The organism is Paenibacillus sp. FSL H7-0350 (genome assembly GCF_038593195.1).
GTDB lineage: Bacteria > Bacillota > Bacilli > Paenibacillales > Paenibacillaceae > Paenibacillus_AQ.
On sequence record NZ_CP151972.1, the window covers coordinates 5,067,262 to 5,088,121 of the forward strand.

The following is a 20,860-nucleotide window of genomic DNA, read 5'->3' on the forward strand; positions in this document are numbered from 1 at the left end:
GCCCTATTTCGGGGGCTTAAGCATCAGCAACAGGGACGACCTCGTTCTGATGAAGAGCTTCCAGTACCTCTGCCCGCAGCGTATCGGTGAAGGCGGCCCAGACCTTTTTGCCGACATCCAGCTCTTCGCGCCCAATCGATTGCAGCGTCTCAAGCCATACCCGCTTGTCATTAATGAGTCCGAGCTGGTCCTGAATGTCCTTATAGAAGGCTTCATGGGCATGGAATTTCTGATTTAGCGCAAAAGCAGCCGCATTTGCCGTATAACGCAGTTCCTTGGCGGCGATCCGCAGCTCATGCAGAGCTTCGAAGGCTTCCTGCGATTCGGCTGCCGGACCCTTGAATAGGGTCTTACAGGATTTTTTCTTCTGTTCAAAGGCGACTTCAAGCTCTCGCATGGCTACATTGGCGTCTTTTTTGGCAGCGAGGGGTTCTAGGCCTGTCTTAATAAAAGGTGTCCACAGCGCTTCGAGCGCGTGGCCGGACAGCTTGGGCAGTGCCTTCTTCAGCTTCTTGCGGGCAGCCTTCCGTGTATCCTTCTGGTGTTCGATTACCGCCTTCAGCAGCTTGGCAGTCTTCTTATCGCCCGCCGCCTCCGCCGCCTTGCGCCGGTCCTCAAAAGACCCGATCAGCACATCTGCATCACGGACTCTGCCGAGCTTCTTCTGGGCCTGCTTGAAGCTTGTATACAATTCTGCCGTTGCAGTATGGCCCGGATCAAGAATGGACAACAGCGTCAGCAGCTTGCGGCTATTGACTCTGGCCTGATGAATATCCTCATCGTTGAACCCTTTGCGTGCATCCTTGCTGTAGTCCTGAAAATTAATATACAGCTTGTGCATGGCCTGTTCCCATTGCCTGGATTTACTAAGTTGCCTGTCCTTTGCCTGTGGTTCGGTTGTCATGCAGCATCACTCCTAGAGGTTGTGTATAGCATGAGCTTATGCGCGGATCTTATGGCTGGTATATTCTTCTGTACTACATTAAGGATAACGGGTTCGCTCCGCCATTTCAAATCTGTAAGGGGATACATTGCCGATTGTACGGTGCGGGTAGAGATCGGTTACAATGTGAATAGTTAACGGAGCTAAGATTAGCGCAGGTCTTATAGATAGAAAGGGGAATCAGCATGCGGAGTGAACCTTATGATGTACTGGAGAGCGGGGCGGCGGGAAGGCTGCCGGAGCAGATGATCCTCTTCACACATACCGGCGGTGAAGCAGGGGAAGAGAGAGAAGAGGCATCTGCGGAGGATATGCTGATTCCGTTCGCTTTTGAAGAGGTGCTGTGCCGTGATGTCGGGGCCGGGAGGGTCCCGCCGGTGCTGCATCTCTGGAGCCACCCCGGCGGAGTCGCGCTGGGGCTGCGGGACAGCAAGCTGCCCCGCGCAGCAGAGGCGATGCAGGCGCTGGAGCAGCAGGGCATCCGTACGGCAGTCCGCCATTCGGGCGGCGCTGCGGTACCGCTGGATGCGGGAGTCATCAACGTGTCCCTCCTGCTGCCGAAGCCTGCGGGCAAGCTGGACTTCCACGATGATTTCCGGCTGCTGGCTTCGGTCATTACCGAAGCGGTAGCTGCGGGCTATCCGCAGGCAGCGGCGCAGATCCGGGCGGAAGAAGTCACCGGGTCGTATTGCCCCGGTGATTTCGACCTGGCGATCGGCGGCCGCAAGTTCTGCGGCATCGCCCAGCGCAGACAGAGCAGCGCGTACTTCGTCCACGCGTTTGTGATTGTGTCCGGCCCGGGGCTCGCGCGCGGAGAGCTCATCCGCCGCTTCTATCAGGATGCAGCGGACGGCGATGCCTCCCTGGACTATCCGCGCGTGCGGCCGGAGACCATCGCCGCACTCGCGGAGCTTGGCGGCCCGGCTTCGGCGGCCGAATTCACCGCGGGCATCCGGCAGGCAGTCGCCGGCCGGGGAACCCGCCTGCTGCCGGCGGAGCTGCTGCAGCAGGAGACGGGCTACAGCCTGCGGTACAGCGACCCGCAGGTGCTTGAAGCAGCGCGTATGCTGCGCGAGAGGTACGCCCGCTGAGGCGGGCGGCTACTGGCGGGCTGTATGCGGAAAACAGCATACATTGGGCAGGTTGGGGTGTGAGCACACAGCCCTCAACTACATATACAACTCCGGACGCCGGTCCGCGAAGACCGGGATCTGCCTCCGTACCTCCCGGACCCGGGCGAGGTCAAGCTCGCCGCTGAGGATTTCTTCGCCGCCGGAGGCCTCGCTGACAATCTCGCCCCAAGGATCGATAATCAGGGAATGTCCAGCGAAGGTATTCGCCGGATCTGCCCCTGCCCGGTTACATGCCACTACGTAGCACTGGTTCTCAATTGCCCGGCTGATCAGCAGCGCGCGCCAGTGAGAGAGGCGGGGGAGCGGCCATTCAGCGCTGATGAACAGGATTTCAGCCCCTCCGGCCATATGGACCCGGACCCATTCCGGGAAACGGATGTCGTAGCAGATCAGCCCGGCGCAGAGAATGCCGTCCAGCATGAACAGTCCTTTGGCGGCGCCGGGCTGGAGGTAGAGATGCTCCTCCATCAGCTTGAACAGATGCAGCTTGCTATACTCCCCGGTGCGCGCCCCGCTGCGGTCAAAGACATACATACTGTTCGTAATGCCGCCGTTCTCCTGCCTGACGGCAATGGAGCCGGCAATGATATTCACGCCGTATTCCCGGGCCAGACCTGACATCAAGGCACCTGTAGTATGTCCGCCGGGGTCGGCGATCTCGCCCAGCCGGGTCAGATCATATCCCGTTGTCCATAGCTCGGGAAGAATAATGCAGTCCGGCCGGCCAGCGGCAGCTTCACGAATTTTGCGCACGGCGGCAGCATAATTCACCTCCGGTTTGCCAAATGCTATATCGAGCTGAATCAGGGCTATTTTCATACAGCAGCCTCCTCCAAAAATTATTAGTTGACGGGTCAACGAATTGGGTGTAAAGTATGTTTTGTCGAAAAGGTTTTGCACAATTTACTTGCGTTAGGGGGTTAATCTTGAGCAAAGTTCAGCCGGATGAACATAAGATCTTTCAACTGCTGCAGGCCCTGCACAAAGAAATCGGCCCCAAATTCGAGCGCTGCGCCGGCATGACGCCAACCCGCTTCAGGCTGCTGCAAGAGCTGTACCGGACTTCCGAGATCAGTCAGATTGCACTGCAAAAACTTCTGGAAATCGATGCAGCAGCAGTTACCCGCCACCTGAAGGGACTTGAAGAGAACGGGATGATTGCCCGCCGCAATAATCCATCCGATAACCGGGTGACGCTGGTCTCCCTGACCACTCAGGGCCGGGATCATATCCATGACTACTGGGAGAGCAAGACCGAGTTCATCAGCGATCTGCTGAACGGATTCAACGAACAGGAGCGCACGGTGCTCGCAGAGATGCTTACCCGGCTGCAGCATAATATCAATGTACTGTAGCCGTAACCTATAATCAAACCCATAAAGGAGCTATTTCACATGAACACTACCAAAAACAATGACTTCACCAGCATTATTACAGGACGCCGCTCGATCCGCAAATATGATTCATCCGTCAAAATCAGCAAAGAGGAAATGACAGAGATTCTGACTGAAGCTACGCTGGCGCCTTCGTCCGTGAATATGCAGCCTTGGCGTTTTGTGATCATCGAAAGCCCGGAAGCCAAAGCTAAGCTGGCCCCTATTGCCAAGTTCAACCAGACTCAAGTCGAAACCTCTGCAGCGGTGATTGCCGTATTCGGTGATATGAATAACTTCGATTACGCTGAACAAATCTACGGAACGGCTGTTGAACGCGGACTTATGCCTGCCGAGGTAAAAGAAAGACAGCTTGCCGCCCTTGGCGCCCACTTCGCCAAGCTGCCCGCAGATGTGAACAGAGAGACTGTGATGATTGACGCCGGTCTGGTCTCCATGCAATTGATGCTGTCCGCCCGCGCACACGGGTATGACACCAATCCGATCGGCGGATTCGAAAAGGATCAAATCGCTGAAATGTTCGGTATGGACAAAGAGCGCTACATTCCGGTTATGCTGATCTCGATCGGCAAAGCACTAGATGAAGGCTACGCCTCCGTCCGTCTGCCTATCGACACGATTGCTCAGTGGAAATAACGTTATACCCATGAAATTCTAGGAGGAAGATCTGAATGATTATTATCCATGCACTGCTTTATGTGAATCCTGCACGGGAGGAAGAGTTCCTGGCCACGGCGAAACCGCTGATTGCCGCCACGCACGAAGAAGAAGGGAATCTGTCTTACGAGCTGTATAAGCATGCAGCTGACGGAAGTCTCTATATTATGATTGAGACCTGGCGTGACCAGGCCGCCGTTGCCGCTCACAACACAAGCCCTCACTTCACCGGCTTCGCCTCCAAAGCGGGAGAGTTCCTGACCGCACCGCTTGAGGTTAAGGTGTATAGTGCTGAGGAATTGAGCAAATAATTAAGGTGTTAAATGATTAACCCTATACAATTTGGAATCCTGGGATGCTCCGGCAGTCTAATGACTGCTGCGGCATCCTTTTTTGTTTTGGGGTCCCCGCAAAGTACCTGAGTCATCACCTACGCTAAAGCCCCACTTTGTGGGGTTATTTTGAATGACCCCATGCCGTTTATAAAACGTACAAGCCGGGTATCTTACCTTACCCTGACTTGACTTGTCATTTGCTGGCGAAGCAGGCGCGGGAAGAACGAAGGAGATGAAGACAGCATGACTAGTGTACATAACAATCACCGGTTACCCTCAATTTCTGCTGCTGCGGACCAGGACGGACAGCTCCAGCAGGATCTCATAGATTACGTGAATTATCACATTTCGGGCGGCTCCCTGGCCTCGCTGACCGAAGGCGCGGAGGAAGCTGAGCCGGCTTTTGCCCCTCTTTTGCAAAGTGATACCGCGCGCGCCTACCGACAGGAGTGCGGGGGCGTCATAACCGATATGCAGCAGCTCGGGCAGCTGCCGGGTATAAGCCAGGAATGGCTTAATCAGCTCGCGGACACAGTAGCGGGACTCGATTCCGGCAAGCTCAGGGCGCTGGCCCCGCAGACCACCCGGCATAACCGGGTAGATCCTTATGTGAACGGGCCGCAATGCCTGGACATGCTGCTCGGCGAGATCCGCAAGGCTGAACGTTATATTCATCTGTCTGTCATGCTGTTCTTCAATGATCATTCGGGGAACCTTATCGCGGATGAGCTGCTTCATGCACTTGAGCGCGGGGTAGAGGTCAGAATAATGGTGAATTATACAGTCACTGCGCTCGGATACGGCCTGAATCTGGAGGTGGGGCAATTCTCCGACATTGCCGGGCGTCTGGAGCAGGCGGGAGCCAGGCTGCTGGATACCTTCCACTCCTATTACGGTGCGGAGGAATGGGTTGCGAAGCGCAAGGCGCTGAAGTCACAGGGCGTGCCTGAGAGCATCCTTTTTCTGCAGGATAAGGTTCAGGAGGATGTGGAGGTGACCGGGCTGAATGTGATTGACCACCGCAAATTCATGATTATAGACGGAATAACTTCTATTATCGGCAGTCTGAATATCGGGGACCAGTATACCTTTGCGACACCTATCCAGGAAGCCCCGGACCAGCAGGTGGATGGACGTCCGCTCGGTATCCCCGCGAAGGAAGAGGAGTGGCATGACGGCTGCTTCCGCATTCAGGGGGCTGTGGCCCAGTCGCTGAACGCTGTTTTTCACTCCAGGTGGCTGCTGCTCGGGGGAGATCACTTTGACCTTGCGTCACCCTTTTATCGTCCTGCGGTGGACTATGCGTTCGGGGAGGAGGAGTGTACGCTCTTCGCGAGCTTTCCCGGCAACCCGGTGAATCTGATTCAGCAATATATTCTTGATGTGATCACCTATGCAGCCGATGAGACCCTTATTGTGAATCCGTATCTGATCGATCAGGCCTTCTGGGACCGGCTGGGTGAAGTGGGGCCGGAGCGTGCCTGCCATCTCGTCATCTGCAATCCGCTGGAGGTTAATGACCATCCGACGAACCGGGCGGCGGTGCGCAGCAACATGTATGTTCCCTTTTGTAACGGCGTATCCTTCTATGATTATAGTGCGACTGAACGCTTCTCCCACTGGAAAATCATCTACGACCACAGAGCGCAGGCGGTATTTCACGGCTCGTATAATATTAATGAACGGAGTGCCTGCCATGATTACGAGCTGGGCCTGCTGGTGAAGGGCAGAGATCTCGCGGAGAAGGTGAAGCGCATGATTGATTATGACCTCAGCGTCTCCCGTAAGATCAAAGGCAAACACGAGTTCTTCAAGCATCCCTGGCTGCATCCCAGCACGTATCTGAATAAAGCAACGCAGAACTACACCTGATATCCTCTCCGGCGTCCGGTCATGTATAATGGCGATATACCAATGAACGAAGATGGAGCTAATGAAGATGAACATACACATTCTTGGACAAGGTCCCCGGACCGGGGAAATCAGATTCGCGGTAGCAGAATGGGGGGAAGCCAGAGCCATCTGGTGCGGGCCGCCTGTACAGACGGGAGAGGTCTGGGAAGCTGAATGGGAGCTGCCGGCGCTGTTCATGAGCTGGGTCGATATTGTGCCGGCTCCCGGAGGTGCCTTTGGCCTGCGTATCGAAGGGGACATGGTTATCCTGACGGGCGTGCTGGAAAATATAGAGGAGGACGGCGCGGGTTATCTGAGGATCGGCCGCGACCTGATCATGTTCGAATGCCTGGGCGAACCCATGGCGCTGGGCGGGTTCGTTGAGCTGAGGACCCGTGAAGTGAGGCTGTATCCCGTGAATCTGTAAGGGCCGCAGGGCACCCGGCTTACGAACGATTTCCTGCCCCGGCATAGCCACCTTCAGGCAAATGCGCTAATATAATATAGATTGAAACAAGTAACAGCATAAGGAGCAGAAATCTGATGAACAGCGATATTCAACAATTTAAGACGGAATTCTTCAAGGCGCTGGCTCACCCGATGCGGATTCGGATTCTGGAGTTGCTTAGCGAAGGCGAGAAGAATGTGAACGAGCTGCAGGCGATTCTGGGCTCCGAAGGCTCTGCGGTATCCCAGCAGCTGGCCGTCCTCCGGGCCAAAAATGTGGTCACCAGCGTCAAGGAAGGGACCACTGTCATCTATGCCCTCCGTGATCCTCTGATCAAGGAGCTTCTGGCTGTAGCCAGGCAGATTTTCGACAATCATCTGGTGAGTACCATTTCCCTGCTCGAAGGCATCCGCAGCGAATAACCCCGGCTTCCGGGGGCGGATTACCCCGTTGACAAGAGCAGCGGGCAGGAGTAATGTGAGTATTATATTCAAATAATCAGATATTTAGAGAAAAGAAGGTTATAGGATGACAGGGTGGGGCCGTTTCAAAGGCTATAACATTGCTTCGCTGCGCAAGGATATCATTTCAGGGACAATCGTCGGCGTTATTGCCATCCCTCTCGGGATGGCATTTGCTATTGCTTCCGGTGTGAAGCCGGAGTGCGGAATTTATACAACCATTGTGGCCGGTATACTGATTTCCTTATTCGGCGGGTCCAGGTTCCAGATTGGCGGGCCTACGGGTGCATTCATTCCTATTTTGTTCGCCATTGCGATGCAGTACGGGTATGAGAATCTGTTGATTGCCGGAATGATGGCCGGGGTAATTCTTGTCTTGATGGGTGTTCTGCGGCTGGGGGTATTGATTAAGTTCATTCCGAAGCCGGTGACTATTGGTTTTACGGCCGGGATTGCCGTTATTATTTTCAGCGGGCAGATTGCGAACTTCCTTGGCCTGAGGGATATGAAGCGGCATGAAAGCTTTATCGACAATATGAAGGAGATCGGGGCGCATCTCTCCACAATCAATCTGTATAGCATTCTGACTGCGGGAGTATGTCTCGCCGTAGTGGTGCTGGGGTTGAAATTTGCTCCGAAGGTGCCGGGTTCTCTGATCGGACTGTTGTGTGCTACGGTTATCGCTGCCCTGTTCTTCAGCGGCAAGGTGACGACCATCGGCTCTGCCTACGGAGATATTCCGAATACACTCCCTAGCTTTCACTTCCCGGTCATTACATGGGAGAAAATCAAGCTGCTGATCCGTCCGGCCTTTGTCATTGCACTGCTGGGGGCCATTGAGTCGCTGCTCTCCGCAGTCGTGGCCGACGGCATGTCGGGCAGCCGCCATGACAGCAACCGGGAGCTGATCGGTCAGGGGGTCGCCAATATCGCTGCGCCGTTGTTCGGCGGGATACCGGCTACCGGCGCGATTGCCAGAACCGCCACCAATATCCGCAGCGGCGCCGCGTCCCCGCTCTCCGGGATCATTCACGGTGTAGTGGTGTTCCTGATCCTGCTGCTGTTCGCCCCGTACGCCTCCAGCATTCCGCTGGCAGCGATGGCCCCGATTCTGATGGTCGTAGCCTGGAATATGAGTGAACGCAAGGAATTCCTTCATCTTCTGAAGCTGAAGACCGGGGATTCGCTGGTGCTGGCGATTACCTTCCTGCTGACGGTATTCGCCGATCTGACCGTGGCGGTAGAGGTGGGGCTGATCCTGGCCGTTGTCCTCTTCGTCAAGCGTATGGGCGAGGTACACAGAATCTCCAAGGTGCTGCCTGACCCGTCTTCCGTCAAGGTCGAGGCCCATATGGTAACCGAGAGCCACGACTGTCCGCAGATCGGAATCTACAATGTGGAGGGACCGCTGTTCTTCGGAGCCGCTTACCGCTTCGACCACACCATGCCCGAGCTCGGCCCGGATCAGCCTAAGCTTATCCTGCTGCGCATGGGCAAGGTGCCGCTGATGGATACGACAGGCGAGGCCAATCTGGCAGCGCTGGTGAAGGACCTGCAGGCGGCAGGCGGCAGGCTGATGATCTCAGGCATCCAGAGCCAACCGCTTGAGCTGCTCAAGAGAACAGGACTGTATGACCGGATCGGTGCCTCCCAGTTCTATGATCATACCGGCGAAGCGATCAATGATTCGCTGGGCAGCGTGAACCCCAGCCGTTGCCGGGGCTGCACACATGCGGCCTTCAGAGAATGCAGCGCCCTCTCGGGGCTGGAGGAATCCTCATCGCGCAGCGCGGCCTTCAAGGGCCGCACTCCGGCGGTGGCCCGCAAGCTGAGCGGCGGGGTATAACCCTTGTAATCCGGACAAAGAAATCGCCTTTTTGGTAAAATGGAGGGTCCGCCTTCCATCCCAAAAGGAGCGATTTCTTTGTCGTTTACTATAACATGTCCCCGCTTTATCCTATATTATCCTAAATCTCCTGCGTGCAGAATCATATCGACCAGACCTGGGAAACGTGTATTTAAGTCATCCTTTCTGAGCGAATAAAAGTGCTGTTTGCCTTCTATGCGCGGCTGGATAATTCCAGCTTCACGAAGCATTTTAACGTGGTGGGACAACGTTGATTTTGAGATGTGGTCGACTTCAAATGCGGAGCAGCGTTTCTCGCCAGAACTGGCTAAACAATGTGCAATCTTCATGCGCAACGGGTCACCTAATGCATTGCAGACCGTGGTCAGACGCATCTCTGAAACTGTAGGTATCGATAAATGTCTCATAAGGTAGATACTAGCATATTCAATATCTTCTTTCAATGTTCGATAATTTTCGAATTATAATATACGTTGCTTTAGAAGTGTGGTATAGTTCTTCTTATGTTAAATAGTTCGAAAATATTCGAACTATAAAACAACTTTGTATAATACTACAGAAAATTCAGGAGGTAACAAAATGTCTAACACAACAAATGCCGGTAATACCACTAACGCTCAACACACGGATAAGAACATAACCATGTTAAATAACTATTTCCGTTTGTATGATGCCTCTCGCACCGACGATCGGGCTATGCACGACTTGTTGTCACTGTTCACGCAGGATGCTGAAATTGTGTCGGGCGGGAGAAGCCGCACAGGATTCGAGGTAGTGATTAAGACTTTTTATGAACACAACAAAGACATTAAACATATGTGGGACGCATGGGTACTTCAGCCTGACGGCAGCTACCTGACCAACTGGGCAGTATGCGGACAAGCTGCCGATGGCACGGTCTATGCGAAGGCGGGTATAGATATTATGCATGTGAATGATATGGGGCAGATTACGTATCTGAAGAACGTGCAGACGACTGAGGATGAGTACAGTGAATATATTTCGTAAGCGAAAAGTAATTCATATGAGGGTTACTGCATAAGCCTACGGTTAGGCAGTAACGAACCGGCTCAAAGCAAAAACCGGCGGGGAATTTACAGACGTAAATTTCCCGTCGGTTTTATTAAAATATAAGAACTTATTATGTTGCACACGATAACTTATCCTTCTATTTCTCGCTGAAACGGTACCGTCCTTTAAAAGTACGGCGAAGCCGTTTCCACTTGTGTCTTGTCCACTTGTCACCGGATATCCCGTGAACCCTCCCGTTGAACCCTCCCATATTGGACACTCCTGCCCCATATTTGTACAATTACATAAATGGACTATATCAAGGTAAGGAGATTATCCTTCATGAAAGAACTGAATTACACCAAGGTCTTCATCCTTCTGGCTGCTATGACGGCGGCAACGCTGGCGGTATACCGCGTAGTTTCGCTGCAGACGGATACGTTCTATGCCTTTCTGATCTGGAATCTGTTTCTGGCCTGGGTGCCGTTCTTCTTCTCCATGGCCGCGCATGAGCTGGATAAGCGGAAGATCGGGGGGCTGCTGATTCTGCCGCTGGGCGTTGCCTGGCTGCTGTTTTTTCCGAATGCGCCTTATATTATGACTGATCTGATTCATCTGACCGTCCGCAAAAGCAAGTATATCGTCGGCGGAACGATCCAGAACCGGTACTGGTATGATCTGACCACCCTCCTCCTGTTCACCTGGAGCGGCTGGCTGACCGGATTCTTCTCCCTGTACCAGTTCCAGCACGTGATATACCGGAAAAGCAACATGCTGCTCTCGTGGGTCTTCGTCCTGTTTGCCTGTGTCATGGGCGGCTACGGCGTCCTGCTCGGCAGAGTCTACCGGCTGAACAGCTGGGATGTGCTGACGGACCGCCATCAGCTGTACCGGCTGGTCATGGACAGCCTGAACCGGCAGTCTGTGTTCTTCAGCCTGTTCATCGCTTTTGTCCTGCTGGTGATCTATGCCACGATGTATTGCCTGCTGAACGGGCTGGGGGGCGGGAGCCGCAGGAGTTATTCCGAGAGCCGGAGGAAGATAGGTTAAATGTCCTCCTCATCGCCGAGTTCAGGCGGAAGCTCCATGTCCATCTCCAGCTCAGGAGCCGGAACATATTGGTAGCGCTCCAGGTCAACCATGCCCCGTTCATCGAAGCTAACGCCCTCTCCGGTTAAGTACAGCTGCTGCAGGGAGGCGGACTCGTCTTCGGTGAGCGAGATCATGCCTTTGGCGTTGATAACCCTGTGCCACGGCAGCTTGTACTTCCTGCTCATGGAGTGCAGAATGCACACGACCTGCCGTGCTGCCCGGGGGCTTCCGGCCGCCCGGGCAATTCCGCCGTAGGTCATGACGGTGCCTTCCGGAATCGATTGAATGATGAGGATAACTTTTCGTGTGAATGGTGTCATCTTGCGGGCTCCTTTAAATTCTCATTCTGTAACAATACTATTCTAACCATAACATAAAGCGGCTGCTGCAAGGAGCATTGGCACTAGTGGAGCAGTAACTGACAATCTCATACGAAGCTTGGCCTCAGCCGGCCCCTCTGTTACAGAGCGGGCTTATTTGAAATATAAGAATGTATAGGTTTCACGCTATACATTATCCTTCTATTTCTCGCTGAAACGGTACCGTCCTTTAAAAGGACGGCAATGCCGTTTCCACTTGCTGTGCCATTCAGGGGCCGGGCGGCTTCTGCTTCTCCTATCCAGCAAATTCTGGCGAATAGGAGTTAGAGAGACGGGGGATAATCAGAGCAATAGATCTCTGACAGGAGTGATAGCGGTGAAGAACAAGCATTCTGCACTGAACAGTGAAGCTGCCGGTACCCTGTCCGCGCATCCTCCGCTAAGCCCTTCGCTGGAGGAGACGGTGGAACGGCTGCGGAAGATTTTCAATAACGACGGGACACTGAGAGTAAGGATCATAGAGAACAGCCAGGGTGCTCCCGTCCGCTGCGGATTAATCTATGCCGATGGAATGGTGGACCGGAATCTGATTCAGACAGGGATCATCAAGCCGGTACTTGCTTACCAGCCCGCAGAAGAAGAGTACCGGGACCCCAAGGTTCTTATGGAAAGAATCCGGATGACCGTTATTGATACGCCTGATGTCACGGCCACCGGGGAGCTGGAGGGATTGATAGGAGCGGTCGTCAGCGGGAAGGCGTTGCTGCTCCTGGATGGCTATGCTGGAGGGCTGGTTATCAATGTTCAGGGATGGGATTCCAGAGCGATAGAAGAGCCTACTACAGAAAAAGCAGTGCGCGGTCCCCGGGAGGGGTTCACCGAATCGCTGCTTGTCAATCTGACCCTAATCCGCCGCAGAGTGCAGGACCCGGATCTGAAATTTGAATTCACGCAAATCGGAACACGCAGCAGGACACAGACCTGCATCTGCTATATGGAGGGCCTGGCCTCTCCTGCCATTATTAAGGAGCTGTATGACAGGCTGGAGAAGGTGGAGCTTGATCTGATTCTGGATACGGGTTATTTGTCCGAGCTGATCCGTGACGAGCCGTATTCTCCGTTTGAAACTGTCGGAAATACCGAGCGGCCGGACACACTGGTAAGCAAAATCCTGGAGGGCCGGGTTGCGGTTCTTATCGAAGGCACCCCTTTTGCGCTGACTGTCCCTTATGTATTTGTAGAGAACTTCCAGGCCAGTGAGGATTATTATATCAATTATTATTTTGCATCGTTTAACCGTGTGCTTAGAGTGATGGGCGCCTTCATGTCGATCAGTATTCCGGCCGGTTATATTGCCCTGGTGACCTATGCCCAGGAGATGGTCCCCACTCTGCTGCTGCTAAGCATTGCGACCGCAAGGCAATCGGTGCCTTTTCCAACCATAGTTGAAGCCCTCCTTATGTTGACCATCTTCGAGGTGTTGCGGGAAGCGGGGGCGCGGATACCGACTTCGATTGGGCAGGCGGTAAGCATTGTCGGAGCGTTGGTGCTGGGCCAGGCTGCTGTGGATGCACGGATTGTCAGTGCGCCGATGGTCATCGTGGTGGGCTTGACAGGGATAACGACCCTGCTGAATCCAAGGCTGACCGGGCCGCTGATCATCGCCAGACTGGCGCTGCTGGGCGCCACCTTTTTCCTCGGTCTCTACGGATATTTCTTCGGTCTGCTCGGTCTGGTCATTCATCTGATGAGTCTGCGCTCCTTCGGGGTCTCTTACATGCTGGGAGTCGGCTCGATCCGCCCGCAGGATATTAAGGATACAACGATCCGTGCCCCCTGGTGGGATATGAATCTGCGGCCGGCGATGATTGGAATGCGCAACCGGAGACGGAAGCCGCCGAAAAGACCGGCGAAGCGGTCATGAGATCCCTGCGAAGAGGGATCGCCTCTCTGATCTCACTACTGCTGCTGTTGAGCCTGGGACTCACCGGCTGCTGGAATTATACCGAGGTGGATGATATGGCGATTGTAGCCGGGGTGGCCATTGACAAAGATGAGGATGGGAAGCTGTTGCTTACAGTAGAGATCGTAGATACTGGCGGGGCAGCCAACAAGGCTCAGGCGGGCTATAAAATGGTCAGCCTCAGCGGGAATACGATGTTTGAAATCGTCCGCAATATGATCTCTCTGACCGGCAAGAAGCTATTCTGGAGTCATGCCAAGGCAATAATCATCAGTGAGGAAGCCGCCAGAGAGGGGCTGGTGAAAGTCATTGACTGGTACAGCCGGGACACGGAGACCCGTTCGGATGTGTTCATCTTCATATCAGGAGAGAAGACGGCCCGCGAGGTGCTCAATCTGAACAGTACCACAGAAGCGATTCTGTCTTTTGAATTGGCCCAGATGATGCATGACGAGAAGTATATGAACATCGCTCCGGCTGTGGAGATCTGGGATTTCATTGACAAGCTGGAGACTTCAGGGATTTATGCTACAGCCCCAATCATTCATATTCATCAGAAAAATGGTGAAAAGAGCGAAAGGGTGGCAGGCACCGCCGTATTCGTGAAGGACCGGATGGTGGGCAAACTGAGCGGCGATGAGACGAAGACGATGCTTATGATCAAAAATGTACTGCAAGGAGGGGTGCTGGTTGTGGATGATAAGCGGGGGAACCCGGCGTATTCCCTGGAGATTGTCTCCAATCAGACCAAGCTGAAGCACCAAATGGTAGATGGCAGGCTCCAAATGGAGATTCGTACGGCAACCAAGACGGGGCTGGATGAGGTGATGACCACGGACGGATTCTTAAAAAATGAGACTATTCATGATATTGAGCAAAGGGCGGCTGAGCAGCTGCAGGCGGATATTCTTACGTTAGTTCATAAGATGCAGCAGCAATATGACGCTGACATTTTTGGCTTTGGTGAGAGCCTGTACGAGAACCAGCCCAAGCTCTGGGCGGAGGTGAAGAATCACTGGCCTGAGGTCTTTGCCGGTCTTGAAGTGAACGTCAAGTCCAAGGTGACGATACAGAGCAGTGCCAAGACATCGCGGGCCATCCGGCTGGGGGATTAAGCTATGGTCATTTACGTGGTGTTGATCTATGCCTTGATCGCTGTAATTGATCCATATGGGCTGCGGAAGAAGGGAATGAAGCGGGATTTCCTGGTCTGTTCTGCCCTGTACCTGATCTCCTTCGCGCTGGCCTTCGCACTCTCGATGCGTTGGGAGATACCCAGTCCGTCCCCGCTGTTTGTGGATTGGATCAAAAGGCTATATTAGCGCGTGACGCTGAAGGAGGAGGAGAGTGTGAGCAAAGAGATTATTCCGGCTGGCCAGTCGATCAGCATCGCTGTATTATTTATCACCGGCGCTTCTCTGTTCCTGGGTACCTCGTCACAGTCCGGCAACAGCAGCTGGATTGCCCAGCTCCTGGCCATACTGCTGGCGATTCCCCTCATGCTGATCTATGCGAGACTCCATGTCCTGTTTCCAGGCAAGGATCTGTATGACATGCTGATTGAAGTGTTCGGCTCCGTCCTGGGACGGATGCTCTGTTGTCTGTACATCTGGTATGCTTTACATCTTGGAGCGCTGGTGCTTCGCAATTTCGGGGAGTTCAGCAAGACCGTGGCTTTAACCGCAACTCCGATGCTCGCACCTATGCTTGTGATCGGCCTGCTCTGTATCTGGGTGGTCCACGCCGGGATCGAGGTGCTTGGAAGAAGCGCCAAATTCCTGCTGCTGTTCTCGCTGATTGTAATTGTGGTCCTACAACTACTCTCTGTACCCAAGTTTGAGTACCATCATCTGAGGCCACTGCTCCATACCAGATTAGACCTTATTCTTGCAGATACGGCTGGCTCGTTCACCTTCCCTTTTGCCGAGATTGTAGTCTTCCTGGGCGCGTTCAACGCCATCCCGGCCAAGGGCTCTGCCAAGCGGGTGCTGGTCAGCAGCACACTGATTGCAGGGGTTATCATTATTATGATTACACTGCGCAACCTGCTGGTGCTTGGCCCTGATATTCTGTCCGGTCTGTACTTCCCCTCTTACGTGGCGGTCAGCCGGATTAATATCGGTGATTTCGTTACCCGGATCGAGGGCTCGGCAGCCATTGTGTTTGTTACGGCGCTCTTCGTCAAGGTCAGTCTGTGTCTGTATGTAACCTGTAACGGGGTAGCGAAAGTATTCAAGCTGGGTAGCTACCGGTCTGTAGTGCTGCAGATGGGACTGATCATGATCTATCTGTCGGACTTCATCTATTCCAATATTATGGAAATGGAAGAGTTCGCGTATCACATCTACAAGGTATATGCCCTCCCGTTCGAAGTGGTGATTCCTGTGCTGCTGTGGCTTACAGCCGAGCTTGTTGTCCGCAAAAGGTGCAGCAGGCACAAGGCTCTTCCAGAGCAGCAGCCGGAAGGTTTATAGAGCAGAGCAGCGTCATTTCTTCAGCCCCGCCCTGCGGGGCTTTCCGGATTTCAACCTGTGCTGAAGTTAGCTATAATGAGAGATAAGAGAGAATTTCATAGAACAGGTAAGAAAGGCGTGGATTACAGATGAGCGTATCCAGCATTGTAATGTCCTCACATTGGGGCAGAGAGGTCAGACATAAGCTTATTACGCAAGGCTCCAAGGTGCTGGCCGTGGTGTTTCCAGGACAGAATTATTCCGCCGAGCGGCCGCTGCTGGATTATGCAGGCAAGCTGGCCCGGGAATACGGCTGTGACCTGCTGCTGCTCGAATACGGCTACCAGGCTGCCAGAGTAGCCTTCAAGCGCGAAGAGATTGATATTGTTGCCGAGGAATGCAAGATTGCGCTTGCTTCGCTTCCCGACTATGAGCAGTTCCTGTTCATCAGTAAGAGTATGGGCACGATTATTGCCGGTAAGGCGGCGTCGGAGCCCGGAATGGGCGAGAAGGTCTCGCATCTGTTCCTTACCCCTGTTCCCGAGAGCATTCCGTTCATCCGGCAGAGCCGGGGCAGTGTGATCTACGGCGGGAGTGACCCGATGTTCACCGGGCAGCATCCTGCCGAGCTTAGCAGCATGAAGCAGGTAAGGGTATATAGAATTGACGATGCCAACCACTATCTGGAGGTGGATAGCGTCAACGAATCGCTGGCTGTGCTGCTGGTTATTATTAATTTTTATCATGAATTTTTCCGAGATTCACTATAAAAGGAGATGAGAGCATGATTACAGAAGCGGCAATGCTTCAGGTGAAGCCGGGACAGACCCATTCCTTCGAGCAGAGCTTCAGGGAGGCTTCCCCGCTGATTGCTTCGATTGACGGGTATTTGGGCCATGAGCTTCAGCATTGTATGGAGGATGACCACAAGTATCTGCTGGTTGTCAGATGGCGCAGCCTGGAGGATCATACCGTAGGCTTCAGGGAATCGCCCCAGTATCAGGAGTGGAAGGCGCTGCTGCATCATTATTACAGCCCTTTTCCTATAGTAGAGCATTATACGAAGGTTAGTCTGGATTAGTGGAGAGGGTGCGTATATGCAGGGGAAGGTGATCGGCCAAGGCAGAACGGCTGAAGTGTTGGAGTACGGGGAAGGAAGGATTCTTAAGCTGTACCGTGACGATGTTCCAGAAGAACATGTGGACTTGGAATACCGCATCAGTAAATGGGTCTATGAACAAGGTGTTGCTACTCCGCAGCCCCATGAGCGGGTAGTTGTAGAGGGCAAACAGGGAATTGTATATCAGCAGATCGCCGGTCCTACCCTGCTGAAGCAGATGAACCGGAAGCCGTGGCTGAACTTCAGCGGCTTCAAACAGATGGCCGCCCTGCATTACAGCCTCCATCAGCTTGACGGCATGGGCGAAGCCGGAGCGCAGAAGAAGCGCCTGGAACAGCAGATTATCGCGGCACCCATGCTTGAGACCGAGGAGAAAACACAGATTCTGTCCCGGCTTGCCCGGCTGCCGGATGGGGAGAAGCTATGCCATGGCGATTTCCACCCGGATAATATCCTGATGGACGATAAGCTGTGGGTCATTGACTGGATGACCGGCGTCCACGGTAATCCTGCGGCAGATGTGGCACGTTCAGTAATCATGTTCAGTATCGGGGCCATGCCTCCGCAGGCTTCCGTGTTCGCTAAGGGGTTCCTGGGGTTCGCCAGGAAGCGGCTGACCGCGCAATATGTCGGCAGGTATCTGAAGCTGTCAGGCTTGACGCTTGCGGATATCGAACCGTGGATACTGCCGGTAGCAGCCGCACGGCTGGTGGAGGGACTTCCGGTTCCCGAGAAGGAGCTGCTGGTCCGTGAGATCCGCAGACGTCTGAGAGCATAGCGCTGCAAGCAAGAGACTGTATAGGGGAGGCGGAAGTGCTGGTGAATACATATATTGCATGGCTGCGCGGCATTAATGTCGGCGGCAACAAAGTGATCAAAATGCAGGACCTGAAGGCCACCCTCGGAACACTTCCATTCAGGAATGTACGCACCTACATCCAGAGCGGCAATGTTATATTTGAGAGTGAAGCATTAACCGGCGAGGGGCTGGCCGAGATGATTAGCGGGAAGATTCAGGAGACCTTCGGCTTTGAAGTACCGGTGATGATCCGTTCTCTGGAGGAGCTGGAGGCAGTTATTGCCGGCAATCCGTTCCCGCAGAGTGAGCAGGAAGCCTACAAGCGACTGTACGTCTCGTTCCTGGCAGCGGAGCCAGCCGCTGAAGCGCTGGAGAAACTCCGCCCCTATGAGGATGGAGCTGATAAGCTGCGGGTGATCGGCAGGGAGCTGTATGCCTTCTATGAAGTGAGTGTGAGCGAGTCGCCGCTGTTCAAGGTGCCGTTCGACAAGCTGCTGGGAACGGCGCTTACTGCTCGCAACTGGAACACCCTGAACAAGGTAGCCGCACTGGCCCGTAAGCCGTAAAGGAAATAGTAGCTCTACCAAATACCCCACCGGGACATCTCCTGGCGGGGTATTTGGCGTGTCCGGCACATTCAGCAAACATTCAGCGGGCATTCATTACGGGTTAAGGTACAGATGCCATAATACACCTAAGAAATGAACGAATCGGAGTGGATCATACAATGAAATTACTGAAGAGGCCGGGTATCGATGTTGTCCTGCTAATGATTATGCTGCTGGCAGCCGTCCTGTACGGATACGGAATCTGGAATGACCAATATGCCAATACGTACTATACAACCGCAGTGGGCAGCATGCTGCAGAGCTTTCATAACTTCTTCTTCGCTTCCCTGGATTCGGCAGGGTCTGTAACGGTCGATAAGCCGCCGGTAACCTTCTGGCTGCAGACCTTAAGCGCGTTGGTCTTCGGCCTGCATGGCTGGAGTGTCATTCTGCCGCAGGTGCTCAGCGGTGTAGGCTCGGTACTCTTAGTCTATCTGCTGGTGAAGCCAACCTTCGGACGGGCGGCGGCACGGCTTGCAGCGCTCGTTATGGCCGCTACTCCGGTAGCAGCAGCGGTAAGCCGGACGAACAATATTGATACGCTGCTGGTATTCACACTGCTGCTGGCGGCATGGTTCCTGTTCAGAGGCACCCGGACCCACCGGCTTGGCAGCCTGCTGGCAGCTTTCGGACTCATCGGTGTCGCCTTCAATGAGAAGATGCTGCAAGCTTATATGGTTCTTCCGGCCTTCTATCTATTCTATCTCCTGGCAGCCAAGGTGAACTGGAAAAAGAAGACCGGCACCCTTGCAGCCTGCACTGCCGTACTGCTGGCAGTGTCTCTATCCTGGGCTGTAATTGTCGATTCCATTCCGGCCGATGAGCGTCCTTACATCGGGAGCAGCGGCACCAACTCTGTGCTTAATTTGGCTTTTGGCTATAACGGTGTGTCCCGTCTGACCGGTGACCGTAGTACTGGGGGAGCCGGAGGTGGCGGCTTGGGCGGTGGTGGTATGCCAGGAATGAACGGGGAAATGCTGGACTTAAGCGGTGAATTCCCGCCCATGGATGGAGCTGACGGGCAAGGGGGCGCAGACGGGCAAGGGACGATGAACGGCCGTGATTCCGCCGCCGGGGACAATCAGAGCCGTGACAGCGGCGGGACTGCACCAGGCCAGGACGGACGCGGTGGCGGAATGGTGCCGGGCGGTCAGGATGGAGGACGGCGCGCAGAAGGAGAGAGCGGCGGATTCGGCGGGTTCGGAAGCCCGAACGGACGCGGTGGGATGGGCGGTGGCGGGATGTTCAACACAGGCACTGCCGGTCCGCTGCGGCTGTTCCAGCAGGAGCTGTCCGGCCAGGCGAGCTGGATGCTGCCGTTCGTGCTGTTCGGCAGCATCGGGATCTTGGCCAGCCTGCGCCGCAGGAGCTTCACCCGGCAGCATAAGGAAGCCCTGTTCTGGTTGGCCTGGCTGATTCCGGTCATGGGATTCTTCAGCATCGCCGGCTTCTTCCACCAGTACTACCTGATCATGATGGCTCCGCCGGTGGCGGCGCTGGCAGGTGCAGGCTGGTCTCAGCTCTGGAGCTACTATAAGGAGCGGAAGACCTGGCTGTCCTGGCTGCTGCCCGCAGCGGTGCTGGCTACAACGGTGCTTGAGGTGTACATTATCCGTCCGTATGACGATACCATCGGCAGCGGGTGGTCCGTGGGCATACTGGCCGCAGGTATTGCAATGACTGTATTGCTAATCATTCTGCGGCTGCTGGAAACGGTACGAAATAAGCATTCCTGGATACATGCCGCTGCTGTAACAGGGTTCCTGGTGCTGCTGATTGGCCCTCTCTACTGGGCATTCACACCGATTGTCTATGGCAATAACAGCATGACGCCGGCAGCTGGTCCGGATAGCGGCAGCTCCTTCACCTTCGGTAGGGGGAATATAAGCAACATGGGCAATGCGCCTGACGTGGACACCAGGGCCGGAATGGGCGGCATGGGGGGAAGGAATAACTCCGCTGGTATTAATGATTCTCTGCTGGGCTATCTCAAGGAGCATAACACCGGCGAGAAATATCTGTTCGCAGCGATGGATTATGGAACGGCAGGCCCGTATATCATCGACGAAGGCGAGCAGGTTGTTATCCTGAACGGCTTCAATGCGTCAGATACGCCTTACACCCCGGACAGCCTGAAGGAGCTTATAGAGAGCGGGCAGGTGAAGTACTTCCTGGTCACCAGCGGCGGCATGGGCGGGGGGCGCGGCGGCAGCTCGGAGATTACGGAATGGATTACATCGAACGGGACCGAGGTTCCTGCCGCAGACTGGCAGGGAACACAGAACAGCGGCAATGCCGGAACCCTTTATGAGATAACCCTGAACTAACCTGCGGAAGCAGGAGATCTGGAAGCGCGTATATCC

The 20,860-nt window shown here is 54.4% G+C and carries 23 protein-coding genes; 19 read left to right on the forward strand and 4 right to left on the reverse strand.

Annotated features, from left to right (window positions below):
* Positions 1-16: 16 nt before the first annotated feature.
* Positions 17-904 (reverse strand): CHAD domain-containing protein, encoded by an 888-nt coding sequence (locus tag NYE24_RS23165; RefSeq protein ID WP_036700208.1) that lies wholly within the window; start codon positions 902-904, stop codon positions 17-19.
* A 224-nt stretch (positions 905-1,128) separates the two neighbouring features.
* Between NYE24_RS23165 and NYE24_RS23170 the strand changes: the two genes are divergently transcribed.
* Positions 1,129-2,034: a lipoate--protein ligase family protein gene (locus NYE24_RS23170; protein WP_342476764.1), complete on the forward strand. Its 906-nt coding sequence runs from the start codon at positions 1,129-1,131 to the stop codon at positions 2,032-2,034.
* Between the two features lie 78 nt (positions 2,035-2,112).
* Here the strand turns inward: NYE24_RS23170 and NYE24_RS23175 are convergent, their stop codons facing one another.
* Positions 2,113-2,895: a carbon-nitrogen family hydrolase gene (locus NYE24_RS23175; RefSeq protein WP_342476765.1), complete on the reverse strand. Its 783-nt coding sequence runs from the start codon at positions 2,893-2,895 to the stop codon at positions 2,113-2,115.
* Positions 2,896-3,002: 107 nt separating this feature from the next.
* Between NYE24_RS23175 and NYE24_RS23180 the strand changes: the two genes are divergently transcribed.
* The 7 genes from NYE24_RS23180 (at position 3,003) to NYE24_RS23210 (ending at position 9,110) form a co-directional block, all read left to right on the forward strand.
* Positions 3,003-3,431 (forward strand): MarR family winged helix-turn-helix transcriptional regulator, encoded by a 429-nt coding sequence (locus NYE24_RS23180; protein ID WP_342476766.1) that lies wholly within the window; start codon positions 3,003-3,005, stop codon positions 3,429-3,431.
* A gap of 39 nt (positions 3,432-3,470) precedes the next feature.
* Positions 3,471-4,106, forward strand: coding sequence for a nitroreductase family protein (locus tag NYE24_RS23185; RefSeq protein ID WP_036700201.1), 636 nt, complete (start codon positions 3,471-3,473; stop codon positions 4,104-4,106).
* Between the two features lie 35 nt (positions 4,107-4,141).
* Positions 4,142-4,438 (forward strand): putative quinol monooxygenase, encoded by a 297-nt coding sequence (locus NYE24_RS23190; protein ID WP_342476767.1) that lies wholly within the window; start codon positions 4,142-4,144, stop codon positions 4,436-4,438.
* 267 nt (positions 4,439-4,705) lie between these two features.
* On the forward strand, positions 4,706-6,334 hold the full coding sequence (locus tag NYE24_RS23195) for a phosphatidylserine/phosphatidylglycerophosphate/cardiolipin synthase family protein (protein ID WP_342476768.1): 1,629 nt from the start codon (positions 4,706-4,708) through the stop codon (positions 6,332-6,334).
* A gap of 67 nt (positions 6,335-6,401) precedes the next feature.
* Positions 6,402-6,782 (forward strand): hypothetical protein, encoded by a 381-nt coding sequence (locus tag NYE24_RS23200; protein WP_342476769.1) that lies wholly within the window; start codon positions 6,402-6,404, stop codon positions 6,780-6,782.
* Positions 6,783-6,898: 116 nt separating this feature from the next.
* Positions 6,899-7,225, forward strand: a complete 327-nt coding sequence (locus tag NYE24_RS23205) for a metalloregulator ArsR/SmtB family transcription factor (RefSeq protein ID WP_036700195.1) — start codon at positions 6,899-6,901, stop codon at positions 7,223-7,225.
* Positions 7,226-7,331: 106 nt separating this feature from the next.
* On the forward strand, positions 7,332-9,110 hold the full coding sequence (locus tag NYE24_RS23210) for a SulP family inorganic anion transporter (RefSeq protein ID WP_342476770.1): 1,779 nt from the start codon (positions 7,332-7,334) through the stop codon (positions 9,108-9,110).
* Positions 9,111-9,226: 116 nt separating this feature from the next.
* On the opposite strand, the gene NYE24_RS23215 is transcribed toward NYE24_RS23210, so the two are convergent.
* Positions 9,227-9,538: a metalloregulator ArsR/SmtB family transcription factor gene (locus NYE24_RS23215; protein ID WP_036700192.1), complete on the reverse strand. Its 312-nt coding sequence runs from the start codon at positions 9,536-9,538 to the stop codon at positions 9,227-9,229.
* Positions 9,539-9,710: 172 nt separating this feature from the next.
* Between NYE24_RS23215 and NYE24_RS23220 the strand changes: the two genes are divergently transcribed.
* Both NYE24_RS23220 and NYE24_RS23225 read left to right on the forward strand, forming a co-directional pair.
* On the forward strand, positions 9,711-10,139 hold the full coding sequence (locus NYE24_RS23220; protein ID WP_051493992.1) for a hypothetical protein: 429 nt from the start codon (positions 9,711-9,713) through the stop codon (positions 10,137-10,139).
* 345 nt (positions 10,140-10,484) lie between these two features.
* Positions 10,485-11,192, forward strand: a complete 708-nt coding sequence (locus NYE24_RS23225) for a DUF1361 domain-containing protein (RefSeq protein ID WP_036700190.1) — start codon at positions 10,485-10,487, stop codon at positions 11,190-11,192.
* Here NYE24_RS23225 and NYE24_RS23230 read toward each other — a convergent pair.
* Positions 11,189-11,554 carry an MGMT family protein gene (locus NYE24_RS23230; RefSeq protein WP_342476771.1) on the reverse strand — a complete coding sequence of 122 codons (366 nt, stop codon included), beginning with the start codon at positions 11,552-11,554 and terminating at the stop codon, positions 11,189-11,191. The two genes, NYE24_RS23225 and NYE24_RS23230, sit on opposite strands and share 4 nt — an antisense overlap.
* Positions 11,555-11,930: 376 nt before the next feature.
* Between NYE24_RS23230 and NYE24_RS23235 the strand changes: the two genes are divergently transcribed.
* The 9 genes from NYE24_RS23235 (at position 11,931) to NYE24_RS23275 (ending at position 20,824) form a co-directional block, all read left to right on the forward strand.
* Positions 11,931-13,478 carry a spore germination protein gene (locus NYE24_RS23235; RefSeq protein ID WP_342476772.1) on the forward strand — a complete coding sequence of 516 codons (1,548 nt, stop codon included), beginning with the start codon at positions 11,931-11,933 and terminating at the stop codon, positions 13,476-13,478.
* On the forward strand, positions 13,475-14,632 hold the full coding sequence (locus NYE24_RS23240; protein WP_342476773.1) for a Ger(x)C family spore germination protein: 1,158 nt from the start codon (positions 13,475-13,477) through the stop codon (positions 14,630-14,632). Before NYE24_RS23235 ends, NYE24_RS23240 begins: the two co-directional genes overlap by 4 nt.
* Positions 14,633-14,635: 3 nt before the next feature.
* Positions 14,636-14,839 (forward strand): hypothetical protein, encoded by a 204-nt coding sequence (locus NYE24_RS23245; RefSeq protein WP_342476774.1) that lies wholly within the window; start codon positions 14,636-14,638, stop codon positions 14,837-14,839.
* Between the two features lie 27 nt (positions 14,840-14,866).
* Positions 14,867-15,991, forward strand: a complete 1,125-nt coding sequence (locus NYE24_RS23250) for an endospore germination permease (RefSeq protein WP_076160096.1) — start codon at positions 14,867-14,869, stop codon at positions 15,989-15,991.
* 149 nt (positions 15,992-16,140) lie between these two features.
* Positions 16,141-16,740, forward strand: coding sequence for a hypothetical protein (locus NYE24_RS23255; protein WP_342476775.1), 600 nt, complete (start codon positions 16,141-16,143; stop codon positions 16,738-16,740).
* Between the two features lie 14 nt (positions 16,741-16,754).
* Positions 16,755-17,051 carry an antibiotic biosynthesis monooxygenase gene (locus tag NYE24_RS23260; protein WP_076160099.1) on the forward strand — a complete coding sequence of 99 codons (297 nt, stop codon included), beginning with the start codon at positions 16,755-16,757 and terminating at the stop codon, positions 17,049-17,051.
* Between the two features lie 16 nt (positions 17,052-17,067).
* Positions 17,068-17,868: an aminoglycoside phosphotransferase family protein gene (locus NYE24_RS23265; protein ID WP_342476776.1), complete on the forward strand. Its 801-nt coding sequence runs from the start codon at positions 17,068-17,070 to the stop codon at positions 17,866-17,868.
* Between the two features lie 41 nt (positions 17,869-17,909).
* A complete protein-coding gene (locus NYE24_RS23270; protein ID WP_342476777.1) occupies positions 17,910-18,455 on the forward strand; it encodes a DUF1697 domain-containing protein in 546 nt (181 codons plus the stop codon).
* A gap of 161 nt (positions 18,456-18,616) precedes the next feature.
* A complete protein-coding gene (locus NYE24_RS23275; protein WP_342476778.1) occupies positions 18,617-20,824 on the forward strand; it encodes a glycosyltransferase family 39 protein in 2,208 nt (735 codons plus the stop codon).
* The last annotated feature ends 36 nt before the right edge of the window (positions 20,825-20,860 follow it).

Excerpts from the sequence above, each read along its gene's own strand:
- NYE24_RS23165 (WP_036700208.1), bottom strand. The coding sequence starts at position 904 with ATGACAACCGAACCACAGGCAAAGGACAGGCAACTTAGTAAATCCAGG.
- NYE24_RS23170 (WP_342476764.1), top strand. The coding sequence starts at position 1,129 with ATGCGGAGTGAACCTTATGATGTACTGGAGAGCGGGGCGGCGGGAAGG.
- NYE24_RS23175 (WP_342476765.1), bottom strand. The coding sequence starts at position 2,895 with ATGAAAATAGCCCTGATTCAGCTCGATATAGCATTTGGCAAACCGGAG.
- NYE24_RS23185 (WP_036700201.1), top strand. The coding sequence starts at position 3,471 with ATGAACACTACCAAAAACAATGACTTCACCAGCATTATTACAGGACGC.
- NYE24_RS23190 (WP_342476767.1), top strand. The coding sequence starts at position 4,142 with ATGATTATTATCCATGCACTGCTTTATGTGAATCCTGCACGGGAGGAA.
- NYE24_RS23195 (WP_342476768.1), top strand. The coding sequence starts at position 4,706 with ATGACTAGTGTACATAACAATCACCGGTTACCCTCAATTTCTGCTGCT.
- NYE24_RS23200 (WP_342476769.1), top strand. The coding sequence starts at position 6,402 with ATGAACATACACATTCTTGGACAAGGTCCCCGGACCGGGGAAATCAGA.
- NYE24_RS23205 (WP_036700195.1), top strand. The coding sequence starts at position 6,899 with ATGAACAGCGATATTCAACAATTTAAGACGGAATTCTTCAAGGCGCTG.
- NYE24_RS23210 (WP_342476770.1), top strand. The coding sequence starts at position 7,332 with ATGACAGGGTGGGGCCGTTTCAAAGGCTATAACATTGCTTCGCTGCGC.
- NYE24_RS23215 (WP_036700192.1), bottom strand. The coding sequence starts at position 9,538 with ATGAGACATTTATCGATACCTACAGTTTCAGAGATGCGTCTGACCACG.
- NYE24_RS23220 (WP_051493992.1), top strand. The coding sequence starts at position 9,711 with ATGTCTAACACAACAAATGCCGGTAATACCACTAACGCTCAACACACG.
- NYE24_RS23225 (WP_036700190.1), top strand. The coding sequence starts at position 10,485 with ATGAAAGAACTGAATTACACCAAGGTCTTCATCCTTCTGGCTGCTATG.
- NYE24_RS23230 (WP_342476771.1), bottom strand. The coding sequence starts at position 11,554 with ATGACACCATTCACACGAAAAGTTATCCTCATCATTCAATCGATTCCG.
- NYE24_RS23240 (WP_342476773.1), top strand. The coding sequence starts at position 13,475 with ATGAGATCCCTGCGAAGAGGGATCGCCTCTCTGATCTCACTACTGCTG.
- NYE24_RS23245 (WP_342476774.1), top strand. The coding sequence starts at position 14,636 with ATGGTCATTTACGTGGTGTTGATCTATGCCTTGATCGCTGTAATTGAT.
- NYE24_RS23255 (WP_342476775.1), top strand. The coding sequence starts at position 16,141 with ATGTCCTCACATTGGGGCAGAGAGGTCAGACATAAGCTTATTACGCAA.
- NYE24_RS23260 (WP_076160099.1), top strand. The coding sequence starts at position 16,755 with ATGATTACAGAAGCGGCAATGCTTCAGGTGAAGCCGGGACAGACCCAT.
- NYE24_RS23265 (WP_342476776.1), top strand. The coding sequence starts at position 17,068 with ATGCAGGGGAAGGTGATCGGCCAAGGCAGAACGGCTGAAGTGTTGGAG.
- NYE24_RS23275 (WP_342476778.1), top strand. The coding sequence starts at position 18,617 with ATGAAATTACTGAAGAGGCCGGGTATCGATGTTGTCCTGCTAATGATT.